At 68.3% G+C, this 15,737-nt stretch carries 19 protein-coding genes; 7 read left to right on the forward strand and 12 right to left on the reverse strand.

Annotated elements, in window-relative coordinates; genetic code table 11:
• Nucleotides 1-156 precede the first annotated feature (156 nt).
• Nucleotides 157-2,100 (forward strand): phosphomethylpyrimidine synthase ThiC, encoded by a 1,944-nt coding sequence (gene thiC / locus BZG35_RS15845; RefSeq protein WP_077358209.1) that lies wholly within the window; start codon nt 157-159, stop codon nt 2,098-2,100.
• On the forward strand, nt 2,087-2,386 hold the full coding sequence (locus BZG35_RS17760) for a hypothetical protein (RefSeq protein WP_150126072.1): 300 nt from the start codon (nt 2,087-2,089) through the stop codon (nt 2,384-2,386). Before thiC ends, BZG35_RS17760 begins: the two co-directional genes overlap by 14 nt.
• Nucleotides 2,387-2,433: 47 nt before the next feature.
• Here BZG35_RS17760 and BZG35_RS15850 read toward each other — a convergent pair whose 3' ends face one another.
• Complete coding sequence (locus BZG35_RS15850; protein ID WP_077357112.1) at nt 2,434-2,616, reverse strand: hypothetical protein; 183 nt, start codon at nt 2,614-2,616, stop codon at nt 2,434-2,436.
• Between the two features lie 342 nt (nt 2,617-2,958).
• Here BZG35_RS15850 and BZG35_RS17765 point away from each other — a divergent pair, with 342 nt between their 5' ends.
• On the forward strand, nt 2,959-3,753 hold the full coding sequence (locus BZG35_RS17765) for a hypothetical protein (protein ID WP_150126073.1): 795 nt from the start codon (nt 2,959-2,961) through the stop codon (nt 3,751-3,753).
• Nucleotides 3,754-3,784: 31 nt separating this feature from the next.
• On the opposite strand, the gene BZG35_RS15855 is transcribed toward BZG35_RS17765, so the two are convergent.
• From BZG35_RS15855 to BZG35_RS15860, 3 genes are read right to left on the reverse strand one after another with little or no spacing between them, the layout of a single operon-like run.
• Nucleotides 3,785-4,591 (reverse strand): hypothetical protein, encoded by an 807-nt coding sequence (locus BZG35_RS15855; protein WP_077357114.1) that lies wholly within the window; start codon nt 4,589-4,591, stop codon nt 3,785-3,787.
• Nucleotides 4,588-4,761, reverse strand: coding sequence for a hypothetical protein (locus BZG35_RS18045; RefSeq protein WP_171981983.1), 174 nt, complete (start codon nt 4,759-4,761; stop codon nt 4,588-4,590). The genes BZG35_RS15855 and BZG35_RS18045 overlap by 4 nt, the downstream gene beginning before the upstream one ends.
• Before the next feature lie 7 nt (nt 4,762-4,768).
• Entirely contained in the window at nt 4,769-5,461 is a 693-nt protein-coding gene (locus BZG35_RS15860; protein ID WP_077357116.1) for a DsbA family oxidoreductase, read from the reverse strand.
• Between the two features lie 437 nt (nt 5,462-5,898).
• Between BZG35_RS15860 and fmt the strand changes: the two genes are divergently transcribed.
• Nucleotides 5,899-6,825 (forward strand): methionyl-tRNA formyltransferase, encoded by a 927-nt coding sequence (gene fmt / locus BZG35_RS15865; RefSeq protein ID WP_077357118.1) that lies wholly within the window; start codon nt 5,899-5,901, stop codon nt 6,823-6,825.
• A complete protein-coding gene (truA, locus tag BZG35_RS15870) occupies nt 6,825-7,568 on the forward strand; it encodes a tRNA pseudouridine(38-40) synthase TruA (protein ID WP_077357120.1) in 744 nt (247 codons plus the stop codon). The genes fmt and truA overlap by 1 nt, the downstream gene beginning before the upstream one ends.
• Before the next feature lie 54 nt (nt 7,569-7,622).
• On the opposite strand, the gene BZG35_RS15875 is transcribed toward truA, so the two are convergent.
• Entirely contained in the window at nt 7,623-7,760 is a 138-nt protein-coding gene (locus BZG35_RS15875) for an entericidin A/B family lipoprotein (RefSeq protein ID WP_077357122.1), read from the reverse strand.
• Nucleotides 7,761-7,853: 93 nt separating this feature from the next.
• On the opposite strand from BZG35_RS15875, the gene BZG35_RS15880 reads away from it, so the two are divergent.
• Nucleotides 7,854-9,524 carry a thiamine pyrophosphate-binding protein gene (locus BZG35_RS15880; protein WP_077357124.1) on the forward strand — a complete coding sequence of 557 codons (1,671 nt, stop codon included), beginning with the start codon at nt 7,854-7,856 and terminating at the stop codon, nt 9,522-9,524.
• Nucleotides 9,525-9,702: 178 nt separating this feature from the next.
• On the opposite strand, the gene BZG35_RS15885 is transcribed toward BZG35_RS15880, so the two are convergent.
• Nucleotides 9,703-10,980 (reverse strand): folylpolyglutamate synthase/dihydrofolate synthase family protein, encoded by a 1,278-nt coding sequence (locus tag BZG35_RS15885; protein WP_077357126.1) that lies wholly within the window; start codon nt 10,978-10,980, stop codon nt 9,703-9,705.
• A gap of 51 nt (nt 10,981-11,031) precedes the next feature.
• Here BZG35_RS15885 and BZG35_RS15890 point away from each other — a divergent pair, with 51 nt between their 5' ends.
• Nucleotides 11,032-11,427, forward strand: coding sequence for a DoxX family protein (locus tag BZG35_RS15890; RefSeq protein WP_077357128.1), 396 nt, complete (start codon nt 11,032-11,034; stop codon nt 11,425-11,427).
• Here BZG35_RS15890 and BZG35_RS15895 read toward each other — a convergent pair.
• From BZG35_RS15895 to BZG35_RS15920, 6 genes are all read right to left on the reverse strand, one after another.
• Complete coding sequence (locus BZG35_RS15895; RefSeq protein ID WP_077357130.1) at nt 11,424-12,323, reverse strand: acetyl-CoA carboxylase carboxyltransferase subunit beta; 900 nt, start codon at nt 12,321-12,323, stop codon at nt 11,424-11,426. The genes BZG35_RS15890 and BZG35_RS15895 overlap by 4 nt on opposite strands.
• Nucleotides 12,324-12,332: 9 nt before the next feature.
• On the reverse strand, nt 12,333-13,163 hold the full coding sequence (gene trpA, locus BZG35_RS15900; protein WP_077357132.1) for a tryptophan synthase subunit alpha: 831 nt from the start codon (nt 13,161-13,163) through the stop codon (nt 12,333-12,335).
• 3 nt (nt 13,164-13,166) lie between these two features.
• Nucleotides 13,167-14,351 (reverse strand): tryptophan synthase subunit beta, encoded by a 1,185-nt coding sequence (gene trpB / locus BZG35_RS15905; protein WP_371454846.1) that lies wholly within the window; start codon nt 14,349-14,351, stop codon nt 13,167-13,169.
• 79 nt (nt 14,352-14,430) lie between these two features.
• Complete coding sequence (locus BZG35_RS15910) at nt 14,431-15,063, reverse strand: phosphoribosylanthranilate isomerase (protein ID WP_077357136.1); 633 nt, start codon at nt 15,061-15,063, stop codon at nt 14,431-14,433.
• On the reverse strand, nt 15,060-15,476 hold the full coding sequence (locus BZG35_RS18050) for a type II toxin-antitoxin system VapC family toxin (RefSeq protein ID WP_171981984.1): 417 nt from the start codon (nt 15,474-15,476) through the stop codon (nt 15,060-15,062). Before BZG35_RS18050 ends, BZG35_RS15910 begins: the two co-directional genes overlap by 4 nt.
• Nucleotides 15,473-15,721, reverse strand: a complete 249-nt coding sequence (locus BZG35_RS15920; protein WP_077357140.1) for a type II toxin-antitoxin system Phd/YefM family antitoxin — start codon at nt 15,719-15,721, stop codon at nt 15,473-15,475. The genes BZG35_RS18050 and BZG35_RS15920 overlap by 4 nt, the downstream gene beginning before the upstream one ends.
• Nucleotides 15,722-15,737: the final 16 nt, after the last annotated feature.

Consider the following 15,737-nt stretch of genomic DNA (forward strand, 5'->3'; position numbering starts at 1 on the left):
GAGGCCGCCATGAACATCGCCGTCACCCCGCCCCTCGTCCCCGATGCCTCGGCGCATGAGCCCAATCTCGTGGCTCAAGTAGTGAGCGACCGCGTCGCGAGCGATAGCCACGAACCTTCTGTGGATCTGTCCTTGAAGGACGCGCGGGACGAGGTCATGCGCGAGACCGGCACCATCCCCACCGGCGAACGCGCCGGGTCGAGGAAGGTCTATGTCCCCGGCACCCTGTTCCCCGACCTCCGCGTCCCCTTCCGCGAGGTCGCCGTCCACCCCAGCGCTCACGAGCCGCCGGTGACGATCTATGACAGCTCCGGCCCCTACACCGACCCCACGGCGACCATCGACATCAAGCGCGGCCTGCCGCTGGTGAAGTCGTCGTGGCAACTGGACCGCGGCGACATCGCGCCCGTCCTCAACCCCCGCGAGGTCAAGCCCGAGGACAACGGCCACGCCTCCGGCAAGAACCTCGCCCCCCGTTTCGACACCAGCCGGCACAAGGTCTTCAAGGGCGTCCCCGGCCGCCCGGTCACCCAGTACGAATACGCCAAGGCCGGCATCATCACGCCGGAGATGGAGTATGTGGCGATCCGGGAGAACCTGCGGAGAGAAGAGGCGAGGGTCGAGGGTCGAGGTTCGGAAGCCAGCACCATCACCTTCGCCGACGGCACGACCATGCCCTCCCCCAACGCCGCCTTCTCGTCTTCCTCGCCCCTCGACCCCCGACCCTCGACCCGCGATGGAGAATCCTTCGGCGCCAGCATCCCCGACTACGTCACCCCGGAATTCGTGCGCCAGGAGATCGCCCGCGGCCGGGCCATCATCCCGCACAACATCAACCACCCCGAGGTCGAGCCGATGATCATCGGCCGGAACTTCCTGGTGAAGATCAACGCCAACATCGGCAACTCGGCCGTCCTGTCCAGCGTGGACGACGAGGTCGACAAACTGGTCTGGGCCACCCGCTGGGGGGCCGACAACGTCATGGACCTGTCGACCGGCCGCAACATCCACAACATCCGCGACTGGATCATCCGTAACTCCAGCGTCCCCATCGGCACCGTCCCCATCTACCAGGCGCTGGAGAAGGTGAACGGCATTGCCGAGGACCTGACCTGGGAGGTGTTCCGCGACACCCTGATCGAACAGGCCGAACAGGGCGTCGACTATTTCACCATCCACGCCGGCGTCCGCCTGCCCTTCGTGCCGATGACGGCCAAGCGCGTCACCGGCATCGTCTCGCGCGGCGGCTCCATCATGGCCAAATGGTGCCTCAGCCATCACCGCGAGAGCTTCCTCTACGAGCATTTCGAGGACATCTGCGACATCATGCGGGCCTATGATGTCAGCTTCTCGCTGGGCGACGGCCTGCGCCCCGGCTCCATCGCCGACGCCAATGACGAGGCCCAGTTCGCCGAGCTCCGCACCCTGGGCGAACTGACGAAGATCGCCTGGGCCAAGGGCTGCCAGGTCATGATCGAGGGCCCCGGCCACGTGCCGATGCACAAGATCAAGGCCAATATGGATGAGCAGCTGAAACACTGCCACGAGGCGCCCTTCTATACGCTCGGGCCGCTGACCACCGACATCGCCCCCGGCTACGACCACATCACATCCGCCATCGGGGCGGCCATGATCGGCTGGTTCGGCACGGCCATGCTCTGCTACGTCACGCCCAAGGAGCATCTGGGCCTGCCCGACCGTCAGGACGTCAAGGACGGCGTCATCACCTACAAGATCGCCGCCCACGCCGCCGACCTCGCCAAGGGCCACCCCGCCGCCCGCCTGCACGACGACGCCCTGTCCCGCGCCCGGTTCGAGTTCCGCTGGGAAGACCAGTTCAACCTCGGCCTCGACCCCGAGACCGCCCGCAAATACCACGACGCCACCCTGCCCAAGGAGGCCCACAAGACCGCCCACTTCTGCTCCATGTGCGGCCCGAAATTCTGCTCGATGAAGATCAGCCAGGACATCCGCCGGGACGCGGCGGCGCAGAACGACGCGGGGGGCTCGCTGCTGGACCCCGCCACGGCCGAGGCCGGGATGGCGGAGATGTCGGCGAAGTTCCGGGCGGGGAAGGGAGAGATCTATGTCGTCGACTGAAGCCGTGCGGCGCTCCGAAGAGGCCAAAGAATTCGGCCGCCAATTCCTTCGGATCGTCGAAAGACGATCTCGCGGCGACTGGATTCCTGCACGTGACGTGTTCAAGGCCGCAGTGCTTGAGCACGCCGACAATCCCTATGTGACCTACCTGACCGAAAACACGGCTCGCCAGATCAAAGTGACTTACGTCGTTGAGGAACGGAGAGCCGCAGAATTTCCTGGGATCGAGCGTCGAAAGGACGGCACGCATCAAAGCGGTCGCGTCTACTACCGGACCGTGCCGTAGCCCGCCGATCCAAAAAGGGGCGGAAGCACCGCTTCCGGCCCTCCCTGCTAGAGCATCGTCAACTGCGCTTGCGGCTGAATCACCACGCCACGCTTGCCGGTGTTGATCTCCGACACACGTCCTTGGTTGAGGCCGTAGTCCGCTGCGATGTGGTGTTGATATTCGCCCTGCCGGAGCCGGGCCTTGATGTCGGCGATATCCTGCGCCGTCAGCTGCTTAGCGGTGGCCATTGCCATCTCCACGAAAGTTCTAGCCGAATTGGCGACTTCGTGAGATGTCTCTCGCGAAGTCGCCGTCCAAGTGACTCACCATGGGCCGTCGCTATTTCTCTTGCCGGGGATCAGCGACGGCCCTTTACGTTACGGCTCCGGTCGCCGGTGAGCGCGAGCGCCGGAGCTAAAACTCTCCTCATCAAAACCTCCTTTTGGTCGAAGCGGAACCTTTGTCGTCGAGAATCGGCGATCTCGCAAGCAAAAAGTTCTCGCTATCTGCGAACACAAGAACACTTGACGATAGTGATTGTTCTCGGCATAAACGCCGAACGGTTATCGTGTCAGCCTTGGAGGCTCCTTGTGGAAAAGCGCACTCGCTCGCCGAACTATCCGTCACTGAGTTTACCGGAAGCGCTCGATAAGGTTCGGCTGATCTATCAGAGCCAACATACCCACGGAGCGCCCCGTGAGATAGTCGTCAAAAGCATGGGCTACGCGGGCATCAACGGAGCGTCTGCAACCGCGATATCCGCGCTAAGCAAGTACGGGCTGCTAGAAGGTCGAGGCGACGATATCCGCGTCAGTGATCGAGCGATGCGTTTTCTGAATCCCTTGAACGATCAAGAACGACGAGAGGCCATCCAACAGGCCGCACGAGAACCTATTCTTTTTCATGAACTTAGTGAGAAATTTCCTGGCCCTCTGCCAAATGAAGATGTTCTTCGTAACTATCTCGTTCGAAACGGTTTTGCGCCGGCTGCCGTACCGGGAGTTATACTCGCCTATCGAGACACTCTGGCGTACGCCGAACGGGAAGCGCGTCTCTCCCCGGCCGCTAACTCCGAGGCTGTTGAGGGCAATTTGTCGGACGCGGCCGTTGCGACGCCAAACATTCCAAGTAGTGGATCGCCCGCTGCGCCTATCCAGAACGATGAGGTCAAGCCTGTAGGGGAACGGTCTTTAGGTCGTCACGACTTCGATGACGGCTCGTTCGTACGGATTTCAGCAAGTACCAATCTGGAAACAGAAGAAGCGCTGGATTGGATTATCTTTCTCGTAGATGCAAAGCGGCGTGAACTCAAAATGCGAGAGGGACGCCGGGCCAAAGAAGCAGAGCAGTCGATGACTGATCGCGTTGCGGAACTACTGAGCTAGCAATTAAATGCACGCCTGAGGGATTCCTTAGCTAGCCCTGCCCCTCCTCAGGAAACTTCGTCTCCGCCTCCAGCAGCGCCGCCTCCTCCTCGGGCGTCAGCTCATCGTCCCCCGCCAGCAGCGCCTCGACATCGAAATAGGGGTTCAGGGCGATGTTCTTGATGTTGGCCGCCTCCAGCATCACGAAGGGGATCATCGACCGGTCGACGGCGACCCGCTCCAGCCCCTCGGGCTTCACCGTCAGCACGAACCGGTCGCAGTCCGACAGGGAGATCGTCTTGATCTCCCCGTCCGCGCCGATCTTCAGGTCGCGGACGATGCCCTCATAGCCCAGATAGCTGCCGTCGGAGCCCAGGTCCGAGACCACGAAGGCGCTGACCACCAGGGCGTCGGAGAAGGCCAGGTCCGCCGTCCAGCCATAGATCAAGGACCGCAGCCGGAACGACTTCTGCGCCCGCCACGCCGCCACCCAGCCGATGCCGAACCCGAGCGCGGTGACCACGGCCAGCGAGACCAGCAGGGCGGCGGCCGTCCCCTGCCCCGGCACGCTGGACGGACTGCGGAACCGCAGTAGCTCCAGATACAGGTTCGGCTCCCACGGCACCGACGCGCACGGCAGGACGCCGCACCACGCCGCCTGACCCGCCAGCAGGATCGCGGCGATCGCATGGGCGATCAGGGCCCCGAAAGTGATCGCGGCCAGGGCGAGAAAGGAGTTGGGTCGCGCGGGCGCCTGCCGGACCGGGCCTCTCAGGGCCCCGAAATAATAGCCGGCGAAGGCGGCGAATCCGGGCGCGAGCAGCAGGATCGAAAGAACGAAGCCGAAGCTCGGCGTCACTTGGCCTTCAGCGCCGCGGCCTTCTCGTGCAGCCGGCCCAGATCACGCGGCATGACCAGAAAGACGCCATGCTTGCCGGGCTGGCTGGCCTCACGGACCTTCTCCCACGAGCCATAGGTCTTCAGAAGCCTGCGCCCCGTATCCACCGACTGTTTCGTGTTCAGCGTCATGGGGTCATTATGGGCGCGATCCGGGTTTAGGCAAGTCCACGGCCTCCGCCGCCATCTTCCGCAACGCCTCCTCGAACACCGCCGCCGACTGGCCGCCGCTGATCAGCCACTTCCCCTCCACCACCACGGCCGGGACCGCATTGATCCCGCGCGAGCGCCACAGGTCCTCGGCCGCCCGCACCTCGGCGGCATAGAGGTCGTCGGCCAGGACCTCGACGGCCTTGTCCCGGTCCAGCCCGGCCGCCGCCGCCGCGTCGGCCAGCACCACCGCATCCGGCAGGGCCTTCCCCTCGGTGAAATGGGTGTGGAACAGCGCCGCCTTCAGTGCCCTCTGCTCGCCTGCGCCCACGGTCCCGGCCCAGTGCAGCAGCCGGTGGGCGTCGAAGGTGTTCCAAATGCGGCTGTCCGCGCCCATCCGCATCTCGAATCCCGGCCAGGCCTCGGCCGCCCGTTCGGTGATCATGGCCCGGTTGGCCGCCGACTGTTCGGGGGTCGAGCCGTATTTGCGGCCGATATGGTCGACGATGTTCTCCCCCTCGGCGGGCAGGCCGGGGTTCAGCTCGAACGGCTGGAAATGGACCTCGGCCTCGATGCCCTCGGCCTTGAGGGTCGCCAGCGCCGCCTCCAGCCCGCCCAGCCCCACCACGCACCAGGGGCAGACGACGTCCGAGACGAAATCGATATGCAGGGTCTTTGTCATGGGAGGGCATATAGTCGTCACCCTCTCCCGGCGGGAGAGGGCTTGAGGCTCGGTGAGCGCAGCGAGCCGCCAGCCGAAAGGGTGATGGGCTTCTGCTGAAGTGGGCGAAAGCCGCGCCACCGTCCGTGCGACGGCTCACGCCGACTTACCACCCGCCCCTCACCCTTTCGCGCAAGTCTGATCGCCTTCGGCGCTCAGGCGCTCAAGCCCTCTCCCGCCGGGAGATTGTGACCGCAGACCATGTCTCCCGTGCCCCCACCTACGTCCGATTCTGACGCACCTGTGTGCCAGAGTGCCGTCCGGGATCAACGCAGGGCGGAGACGCGAACGGAACAGGCGAACGGGTCGGACGGGTCGGACGGTGTTTTTCCGACCGCTCCCATGCCTCCGGGGTTGCCCGACTGGCGCCGAAGGGGCGGCGCGACTAGAGACAGGCCATGCGCCTCGCCTTCATGGGTACCCCCGACTTCGCCGTGCCGTCCCTGGCCGAACTGATCGCCAGCGGCCATGAGGTCGTGGCCGTCTATTCCCAGCCGCCCAAGCCGAAGGGCCGGGGCCAGAAGCTGACCCCCTCGCCGGTCCACGCCTTCGCCGAGACCATGGGCCTGCCGGTCTTCACCCCCGCCTCGATGAAGGCCCGGGACGCCATCGAGACCTTCGCCAGCCTCGATCTCGATGCCGCCTGCGTCGTCGCCTATGGCCAGATCCTCAAGCCCGAGGTCCTGGCCGCGCCCCGGCTCGGCTGTTTCAACCTGCACGGCTCGCTGCTGCCGCGCTGGCGGGGGGCGGCGCCGGTGCAGCGGGCGATCATGGCCGGGGACCGCCAGACCGGGGTCCAGATCATGCGCATGTCCGAGGGCCTCGACGAGGGGGCCATCCTGCTGTCCGAGGTGCTGCCGATCCAGCCCGACGACACCGCCGCCACCCTGTCCGATCGCATGGCCACCACCGGCGCCACCCTGTGGACCCGGGCCCTGGCCGCGATCGAACGCGGCGGCGTGACCGAGACCGAACAGGTCGGCGAGGTCACCTATGCGAAGAAGATCACGCCCGCCGAGGCGCGCATCGACTGGACCCGTCCCGCCGCCGAGCTGGACTGCCACATCCGCGGCTTGGCCCCGTTCCCCGGGGCCTGGTTCGAGGCCCCGGGTCCCGACGGCCCCGTCCGGATCAAGGCCCTGATGTCCCGGCCCAGCCTGAAGGGCGCGGGCGCGCCCGGCGAGGTGCTGGACGACGAGCTGCTGATCGGCACGGGCAACGGCGCCGTGCGCCTGCTGCGGGTCCAGCGCGAAGGCAAGGCGGCCCAGGGGCCGGGCGACTTCCTGCGCGGCTTTCCCCTGCCGGTTGGGACGATCCTGGGCTGATGCCGCGCTATCGGCTGACGCTGGAGTACGACGGCGGCCCCTATGCGGGCTTCCAGGCCCAGGACGGCCTGCCGACGGTCCAGGGGGTGGTCGAGACCGCCGTGGCGGCCTTCTGCGGCCAGACCGTCCGCATCGCCGCCGCCGGCCGTACCGACAGCGGGGTCCACGCCACCGGCCAGGTCGCCCATGTCGATCTGCAGAAAGACTGGCCGGCCGCCACCGTGATGAACGCCCTGAACGCCCACATGGTGCGGGAGGGGGTGGCCGTGCTGGACTGTCAGGCCGTGGCCGACGACTGGCACGCCCGCTTCTCGGCCACCGGGCGGCGCTATCTGTACCGGATCCTGAACCGGCCGGGCCGTCCGGCGCTGGAACGGGGCAGGGTCTGGCACGTGCGCCGGCCACTGGACGTGATCGCCATGCAGGCGGGGGCCCAGCACCTGACCGGCCACCACGACTTCACCACCTTCCGCGACCTGGCCTGCCAGTCGAAATCGCCGGAGAAGACCCTGGACGTGGCCCGGGTCACCGCCGTCGGTGAGGAGGTGCATCTGGTGTTCGAGGCCCGATCGTTCCTGCACCGCCAGGTCCGCTCGATGACGGGCACCCTGGTCGAGGTCGGTCTGGGCCGCTGGTCCCCCGAGGACGTGAAGACGGCGCTGGCGGCCCGGGATCGCACGGCCTGCGGGCCGGTGTCGCCGTCGGATGGGCTGTATCTGACGGGGGTGGCCTATGACGCATAGACAAAGAGCCCGCCGGGTGCCGGCGGGCTCTTCATTCGATCGACGCGGGGTCGATCAGTTCTTGGCTTGCTCGGCACCGGTCGAGACGGCCGAACCGGCGGCCGAGACGTCGCGGCCGACGCCGGACACGGTGTTGCAGGCCGACACGGCCAGGGCGGCGGCGACGATGGACAGGGCGACGATCTTCTTCATGGGGAGGACTCCAAACAGTGAAGCTGTGCAAACGCCAAGCGTCACCGCAGGTTCCATATTCATCCGCAGCCCCAATCTGATAGGTCTGAGCGCATGACCGACACCCGCGCCCAACCCGCCGGAACCGCCGCCCGCCGCCTGGTGGAGACCCTTGCGCTGAACGGCGTGACACGGGTCTTCTGCGTGCCGGGCGAGAGCTATCTGGCCGTGCTGGACGCCCTGGTCGACCACCCGGAGATCGAGGTCGTCACCTGCCGCCACGAGGCCGGGGCCGCCAACATGGCCGAGGCCTATGGCAAGCTGACCGGCCGGCCCGGCATCTGCATGGTCACGCGGGGTCCGGGGGCCACCCACGCCTCGATCGGCGTCCATACGGCGCATCAGGACTCGACGCCGATGATCCTGTTCGTCGGCCAGATCGCCCTGACCGACCGGGGCCGGGGGGCGTTCCAAGAGGTCGACTACCGCGAGGTGTTCGGCGGTCTGGCCAAATGGGCGACCGAGATCGAAAGCCCCGAGCGCACCGTCGAGATCGTCGAGCGCGCCTTCGCCACCGCCCTGCAGGGGCGGATGGGACCGGTCGTCATCGCCCTGCCCGAGGACCTTCTGCATGAGGCCGGCGGGGCGGAACCGCTGCGCCCGGTAGTGCCGGCCAGGGCCGGTCTGGACCCGGCCTTCCTGACCGATCTGGGCGAGCGCCTGTCTCAGGCCGAACGCCCCCTGCTGGTGCTGGGCGGGTCGGGCTGGACCGAGGAAGCCGCCGCGGCGATCGGCGACTGGTCCGAGCGTCTCGGCCTGCCCGTCGCCCTGTCGTTCCGCAGGAAGGACATCCTGTCCAACGACCGGCCCAACTATGCCGGCGACCTCGGCCTGGGCTGCAATCCGGAGCTGATGAAGCGGGCCAAGGACGCCGACCTGCTGATCGCCGTCGGGGCCCGGTTGGGCGAGAACCCGACCCAAGGCTATACCCTGTTCACCCGCGACCACACGGCCCGGACCCTGGTCCACATCCATCCGGGGCCGGAGGAGCTTGGGCGGGTCTGGACGCCGCTGATCTCGGCCTGTGCCGACAACAGCCTGGCCGCCCACGCCCTGGCGACGCTGGAGCCCGGTCGCGCCTGGCATGAGCAGGCTCAGGCCGCCCACGCCCACTACCAGGCCTTCTCGACGCCGGTGCCGGTCACCGGCGCGGTCAATATGTCGGAGTGCATGGCGCACCTGGGCGAGGTCCTGCCGCCGACCGCCATGGTCACCAATGGCGCGGGCAATTTCGCCGCCTGGCTGCACCGCTTCTACCGCCACCGGGCCTGCCGCACCCAGCTGGCCCCGACCTCGGGGGCCATGGGCTATGGCTATCCCGCCGCCGTCGCGGCCAAGTCCCTGTATCCCGATCGGGAGGTCATCTGCGTTGCGGGGGACGGCGACTTCCTGATGACCGGCCAAGAGCTGGCCACGGCCGTCCAGCACGGCATCAACACCCTGGTCATCGTCGTCGACAACGCCACCTATGGCACGATCCGCATGCACCAGGAGGGGCACTATCCCCGCCGGATCATGGCCACCGATTTGACGAACCCCGACTTCGTCAAATACGCCGAGGCCTTCGGGGCCTTCGCCGTCCGCTGCGACACCACAGAGGCCTTCCCCGCCGCGCTTCAGGCGGCCCGCGAGGCGACGCGCGACCGGCCGGCGCTGATCCACCTGATCACCTCGGCCGAGGACATCGCCCCGAACCGGACGATCACGGGGCTGCGGAAAGGCTAGCGAAGCCCTTCCCCCATTCTTCATGGGGGAAAGCGGCCCGTCGATCGCGAAGCGATCCAGGGCCGATGGGGGAAGTTTAGCTTGCCTTGGTGAAAGGAAGAACAGGCTCCCCCATCCGTCCTGTTCTCGCTTCGCTCGAAGACGGACGGCTTTCCCCCGCGAAGGGCGGGGGAAGGACTTAGGTCGGCGACGTCTCTTCCGACGCCCCCAGCACCTCGCCGGCCAGGTACAGGGAGCCGCAGATGACCACCCGGCCCGCCCCCAGCCGCAGCGCCCGGCTCAGCGCCGCCTCGACGGAGGAGGAGCTCTGGGCCCCCAGGCCGTGGCCACGCGCGACCGCCGCCAGGGCCGAGGGGTCGGCCGCGGCCCCCTCGAAGCCGACGGTGAAGACATGGGCCTGCGACCCCCGCAGCGCCTCGAAGAAGCCGGCGTGGTCCTTATTGGCCAGCATGCCGACGATCAGGGCCAGGGGCCGGGGGGCCTTGGCCTGGCGCTCGGCCAGGGTCTCGGCCAGGGCGCGGGCGGCATGCGGATTGTGCCCCCCGTCCAGCCACAGCTCCGCCTCGGCCGCCCGCGCCATCGCGCCATAGGGTCCGGCGCTCAACCGCTGCATCCGCGCCGGCCAGGTCGCCCCCGCCACCCCCGCCGCGATCGCCGTCTCCGGCAGATCCAGCTCCAACGCCACGGCCACGGCCAGACCCGCATTGGCGATCTGGTGCGGGCCGCGCAGGCCGGGCGCGGGCAGGTCGAGGAACCGCTCCTGATCCTGGAACACCATGCCGCCGCGCTCGGCCCAGGCGTCGAAGTCGGTGCCCATGACCGTCAGGGGCGTCAGCACCGAGGCGGCGCGCGCCTCGATCACCGCCATGGCCGCCTCGCTCTGACGCGCCACGATGCCCCGCGCCCCGGCCTTCAGGATGCCCGCCTTCTCGCCGGCGATGCCCTCGATCGCCGTGCCCAGGAACTCGGCGTGGTCGTAGTCGATGGGGGCGATGACGCTGAGCAGCGGCCGGTCGATGATGTTGGTCGCGTCCAGGCTCCCGCCCAGCCCGACCTCGACGATGGCCAGGTCGGCCGGGACCTGGGACATGGCGACGAAGGCGGCGGCGGTGGTGCTTTCGAACACCGTCGCCTCGACGCCCCGCACGGCCTCGATCCGGTCCAGGACGGCCGACAGCCGTTCGTCGGAGATCAGCGCGCCCGCCAGCCGGATGCGCTCGTTGAACCGCACCAGATGCGGCGAGGTATAGGTGTGGACCTTCAGTCCGGCCGCCTCGGCCATGGCGCGCAGGAAGGCGATGGTCGAGCCCTTGCCATTGGTCCCGGCGACATGGACCACCGGCGGCAGCTGCATCTGGGGCTGGCCCAGGACGGCGCACAGCGTGCGCATGCGGTCCAAGGACAGATCGATCTTCTGCGGGTGACGGGCCAACAGGCGGGCGGAGACGGGATCCATGCGCTGTCTTTACCCTGTCGCGGTCGCGAAGGGAGGGCGTAAGCTGATCGAATGACGATCCGTATGCTGTTCCGCTGGCTTCTGGCCACGATCTTCCTCGTCGCCGGGATCCTACATCTGGCGGTCACCGAGCCGTTCATGGACATCGCACCGAATTGGGTGCCTTACGGGCGACAGGTCATCCTGCTGACCGGACTGGCCGAGATCGCCGGGGCGGTGGGGCTCATCATTCCACGTGCGCGCAAGGCGGCGGGCATCGGTCTGGCGCTCTATGCGATCTGCGTGTTCCCCGCGAACATCCATCACGCTCAGATCGACCTGGACCGCGCCCAGCCCTTGCTGGGCTGGGCCTATCACGGCCCGCGCCTGCTGTTTCAGCCGGTCATCGTCTGGTGGGCGCTGTGGGTCGGCGAGGTGATCGACTGGCCGTTCTGGAGGCGCGCCTAGGCCGCCTGACGCCGTCCGCCCATCAGCATCGACAGGATCTTGCCCAGGGTCTCGGGCAGGTCGGCGCGGGCGACCACGCGGTCGACCATGCCCTTCTCCTGCAGGTACTCCGATCGCTGGAAGCCGGGCGGCAGTTTCTCGCGGATGGTGGTCTCGATGACGCGCGGACCGGCGAAACCGATCAGCGCCCCGGGCTCGGCCAGATGCACGTCGCCCAGCATGGCGTAGCTGGCCGTGACCCCGCCGGTCGTCGGATCGGTCAGGACCACGACATAGGGCAGTTGCGCGTCCTTCAGCTCCTGAACCGCCAGGGTGGTGCGCGCCATCTGCATCAGGGACAGGGCCCCCTCCTGCATCCGCGCGCCGCCCGCGGCGGTGAAACAGACCAGGGGCACCTCGCGCGCGATCGCGGCGCGGGCGGCGGCGATGAAGCCCTCGCCCGCCGCCATGCCCAGCGAGCCGCCCATGAAGGAAAAGTCCTGGACCACCGCCACGGCCGGGGTGCCGCCGATGTCGCCGAAGCCGATCGACATGGCGTCCTTCAGGCCGGTGGCCTTGCGGGCCGCGATCAGCCGCTCGCGATAGGGCTTGCCGTCCGAGAATTTCAGCGGGTCCTCGGCCACCTCGGGCGAGGCGATCGGCTCATACTCGCCGCCGTCGAAGGTGTAGCCCAGCCGTTTGGCGGCATTGATCCGCATGTGGCGGCCCGACGGGGTCACCCACAGGGCGGTCTCCAGATCGGGGCGGTACAGCATGTCGCCGCTGTCGGGATCCTTGACCCACAGATTGTCCGGCGTCTCGCGCCGGCTGACGATCTTGCGCACGCCCGGGGCGAAGCGGCTGAGCCAGCCGCCGCGCTTTTCCTGGAGGGCTTTGGGAGGGGTCTTGTCGGGCATGGGGGTCTCTTAGACGGTTTCGCCCACGCGCGCACCGCGCACGGCATCGCCCAGGGCCTTGACCTTGGCCAGGACGCGGGCGGCGACCGGCGCGCCGGCCTCCAGGGCGGCCGCGACCTCGTCGACCAGAACGGAGCCAGCCACGACGGCGTCGGCGACGCGGGCGATCTCGGCGGCGCGTTCCGGCGTCTTGACCCCGAAGCCGACGGCGACGGGCAGGCCCGAGGCGCGGCGGACGCGTTCGACGGCGGGGGCGACGGAGGCCGACTGGGCCTCCTTGACCCCGGTCACGCCGGCGACGGAGACGTAGTAGACGAAGCCCGAGGTGCGGCGGGCGATGACCTCCAGCCGGGCGTCGTCCGACGTCGGGGTGGCCAGACGGATCAGGGAGACGTGGGCTGCGTCCAGGGCGTCGGTCAGGGGGTCGGCCTCTTCCGGCGGGCAGTCGACGACGATGCAGCCGTCCACCCCGGCCGCCGCCGCGTCGCGGGCGAAGGCCTCGTAGCCGTAGCTCTCGATCGGATTCAGATAGCCCATCAGGATCAGGGGTGTGTCGGCGTCGCCCTCGCGGAAGGCCTGGGCCAGGTCCAGCGTGCCGCGCAGGGTCAGACCCGCCTTCAGGCCGCGCAGCGCCGCGCGCTGGATCGGCGGTCCCTCGGCCATCGGGTCGCTGAACGGAAAGCCCAGTTCGATGATGTCGGCCCCGGCGGCGGGCAGGCCGCGCAGGATCTCCAGGGCCTGATCCCGGCTCGGGTCGCCGGCCATGACATAGGCCACGAAGCCGGCCCGGCCCTCGGCCTTCAGCGCGGCGAAGCGGGCGTCGATGCGTGCGGTGGTCATGGCTTAGAGCTCCACGCCCAGGTGCAGGGCCACGGCGAAGATGTCCTTGTCGCCCCGTCCGCACATGTTCAGCACCACGTCGCCGCCTTTGCCGATCTCGACCGCGATCTCGCCGATGCGGGCCAGGGCGTGGGCGGGTTCCAGGGCGGGGATGATCCCCTCAAGGCGGGCGCACAGCTGGAACGCCTCCAGGGCCTCGGCGTCGGTGGCGGCGCGGTATTCGGCGCGACCCATGTCCTTGAGCCAGGCGTGCTCCGGCCCGATGCCCGGATAGTCGAGGCCGGCCGAGATGGAGTGGCCCTCCAGGATCTGGCCGTCGTCGTCCTGCAGCAGATAGGTGCGGTTGCCGTGCAGGACGCCGGGGCGGCCGCCCTGCAGCGAAGCCGCGTGGTCGGGGCCGTCCAGACCACGCCCGGCGGCCTCGATGCCGATCAGGCGCACGCCCGCGTCCTCGATGAACGGATGGAACAGGCCGATGGCGTTGGAGCCGCCGCCGATGGCGGCCACGCAGGCGTCCGGCAGCTTGCCGCGCCGGGCCTGCATCTGGACCTTGGCCTCCTTGCCGATCACGCTCTGAAAGTCGCGGACCATGGCCGGATAGGGGTGCGGGCCGGCGGCGGTACCGATCAGGTAGTAGGTGTCCTCGACATTGGTGACCCAGTCACGCATCGCCTCGTTCATCGCGTCCTTCAGCGTGCCGCGACCCGAGGTGACCGGGATGACCTCGGCCCCCAGCAGCTTCATGCGGAACACGTTGGGCGACTGACGCTGGACGTCGGCGGCACCCATGTAGACCACGCACTGCAGGCCGAAGCGGGCGCAGACGGTGGCGGTGGCCACGCCGTGCTGACCGGCCCCCGTCTCGGCGATGATGCGCTTCTTGCCCATCCGCATGGCCAGCAGGATCTGGCCCATGCAGTTGTTGATCTTGTGCGCGCCCGTGTGGTTCAGCTCATCGCGCTTGAACCAGATGTTGGCGGTGCCGTAGTGCTCGGTCAGGCGCTCGGCCAGATAGAGGGGGCTGGGCCGGCCGACGTAGTGGGTCAGATAGTCGTCGAGTTCGGCCTGGAAGGTCGGGTCGGCCTTGCACCGCTCATAGGCGTGGTTCAGCTCCAGCACGAGCGGCATCAGGGTCTCGGCCACGAAGCGCCCGCCGTAGGGACCGAACCGGCCCTCGTCGTCCGGCATGGCGTATTCGTTGGGGATGATGGCGTTCACGGGCGACAGCTTTCAGGCGGGCGGGCCGAAGGGACGGCGGGCAAAACGATCAGGCCACGGCCTTCAGGAAGGCCGCGATCCGGGCCGCGTCCTTAACACCCGGCGCGCTTTCGACGCCAGAGGACACGTCCAGCAGGGGCGCGCCGCTGATCGCCGCAGCCTGGGCCGCATTGTCCGGCGTCAGCCCCCCGGCCAGGAACCAGTCGTGTCGAAAGGCCCGGCCGCTCAGCATGGCCCAGTCGAAGGTCGCGCCCACGCCGCCGGGAAGGTCGGAGCCCTCGGGCGGCCTGGCGTCGAACATCAGGTGGTCGACGTGATCCTCCCAGTCGGCGGCGATCTCCAGGTCCACCGGGGTCGAGACCGACAGGACCTTGATGAGCTTGGCCCCCGTCAGACGCCGGACCTCATGGGCGCGGGCGAGGGTTTCATGGCCGTGCAGCTGGACGAAGTCGGGCCGCAGATGGGCCCCGATCCGGTCCAGCAGGTCGTCCGCCGCATCCACCGTCACCGCCACGATCCCGGCCCGGCCCCGGGCCCGCTCGAACAGGGGCCGGGCGTCCTCCGGCGACAGGTTGCGGGGGCTGCGGGCGAAGAAGACGGCCCCGACGAAGGCCGCGCCATGGTCGAGGGCGGCGTCCAGGGTGTCGGGCGTGGTCAGGCCGCAGATCTTGACGCGGGTCATGGGGTCACCGCCCCGATACCGGCCTGTTCGGCGGCCTCGGCCAGTCCGGTGTCAAACGTCACGATTGGAAATCCCAAGCGCAGCGCGACCGCAAGATGCAGGGCGTCGGGCGCGCGGAGCGGCTCGTAACGGCGCACGAGATGGCCGGCCTCGACCACATCGGCCGCCACGACCGGCCGGAAGGCTCCTGGCTGATCCACGATGGCCTGCAGGGCGGTCTCGGCCATGGCGACGGAGTCACGATCCAATCGGCCGACACGGACCTGCCGGCGCACAACCGCGCCTAACTCCGCCACCGTCCAACCGCTGACGATCAGACGCGGGGAGCCTGCGAGCCAGCGCCGTGCTCTCGGGGTGTGATCGTCGGGGCTGATCGATGAAACGAGGACGCTCGTGTCCGCGTAGAGCGTCAATACCTGTACTCCGCCCGCATCTCGGCGACGGCATCGCCAAGATCGTCGGGCTTCAGCGAGGGCGGGCGGACCGAGTCCAGCCAGGCCAGGTCGATCACGACCCCTTGCGGTTCGGCATCGACGGCGGGGTTCAATCGCGCGATCGGCTTGCCGCGGCGCGTGATCACCACCTCCTCGCCCGCCAGCATCCGATCCAGGAGCTTGGGCAGGTTGTTCTTGGCTTCCGCGACGGAGTAGCAGGGCATGTGGCCATAATAGCTA

The sequence above is a fragment of the Brevundimonas sp. LM2 genome, from assembly GCF_002002865.1.
In the GTDB taxonomy this organism is placed as follows: Bacteria; Pseudomonadota; Alphaproteobacteria; order Caulobacterales; family Caulobacteraceae; genus Brevundimonas.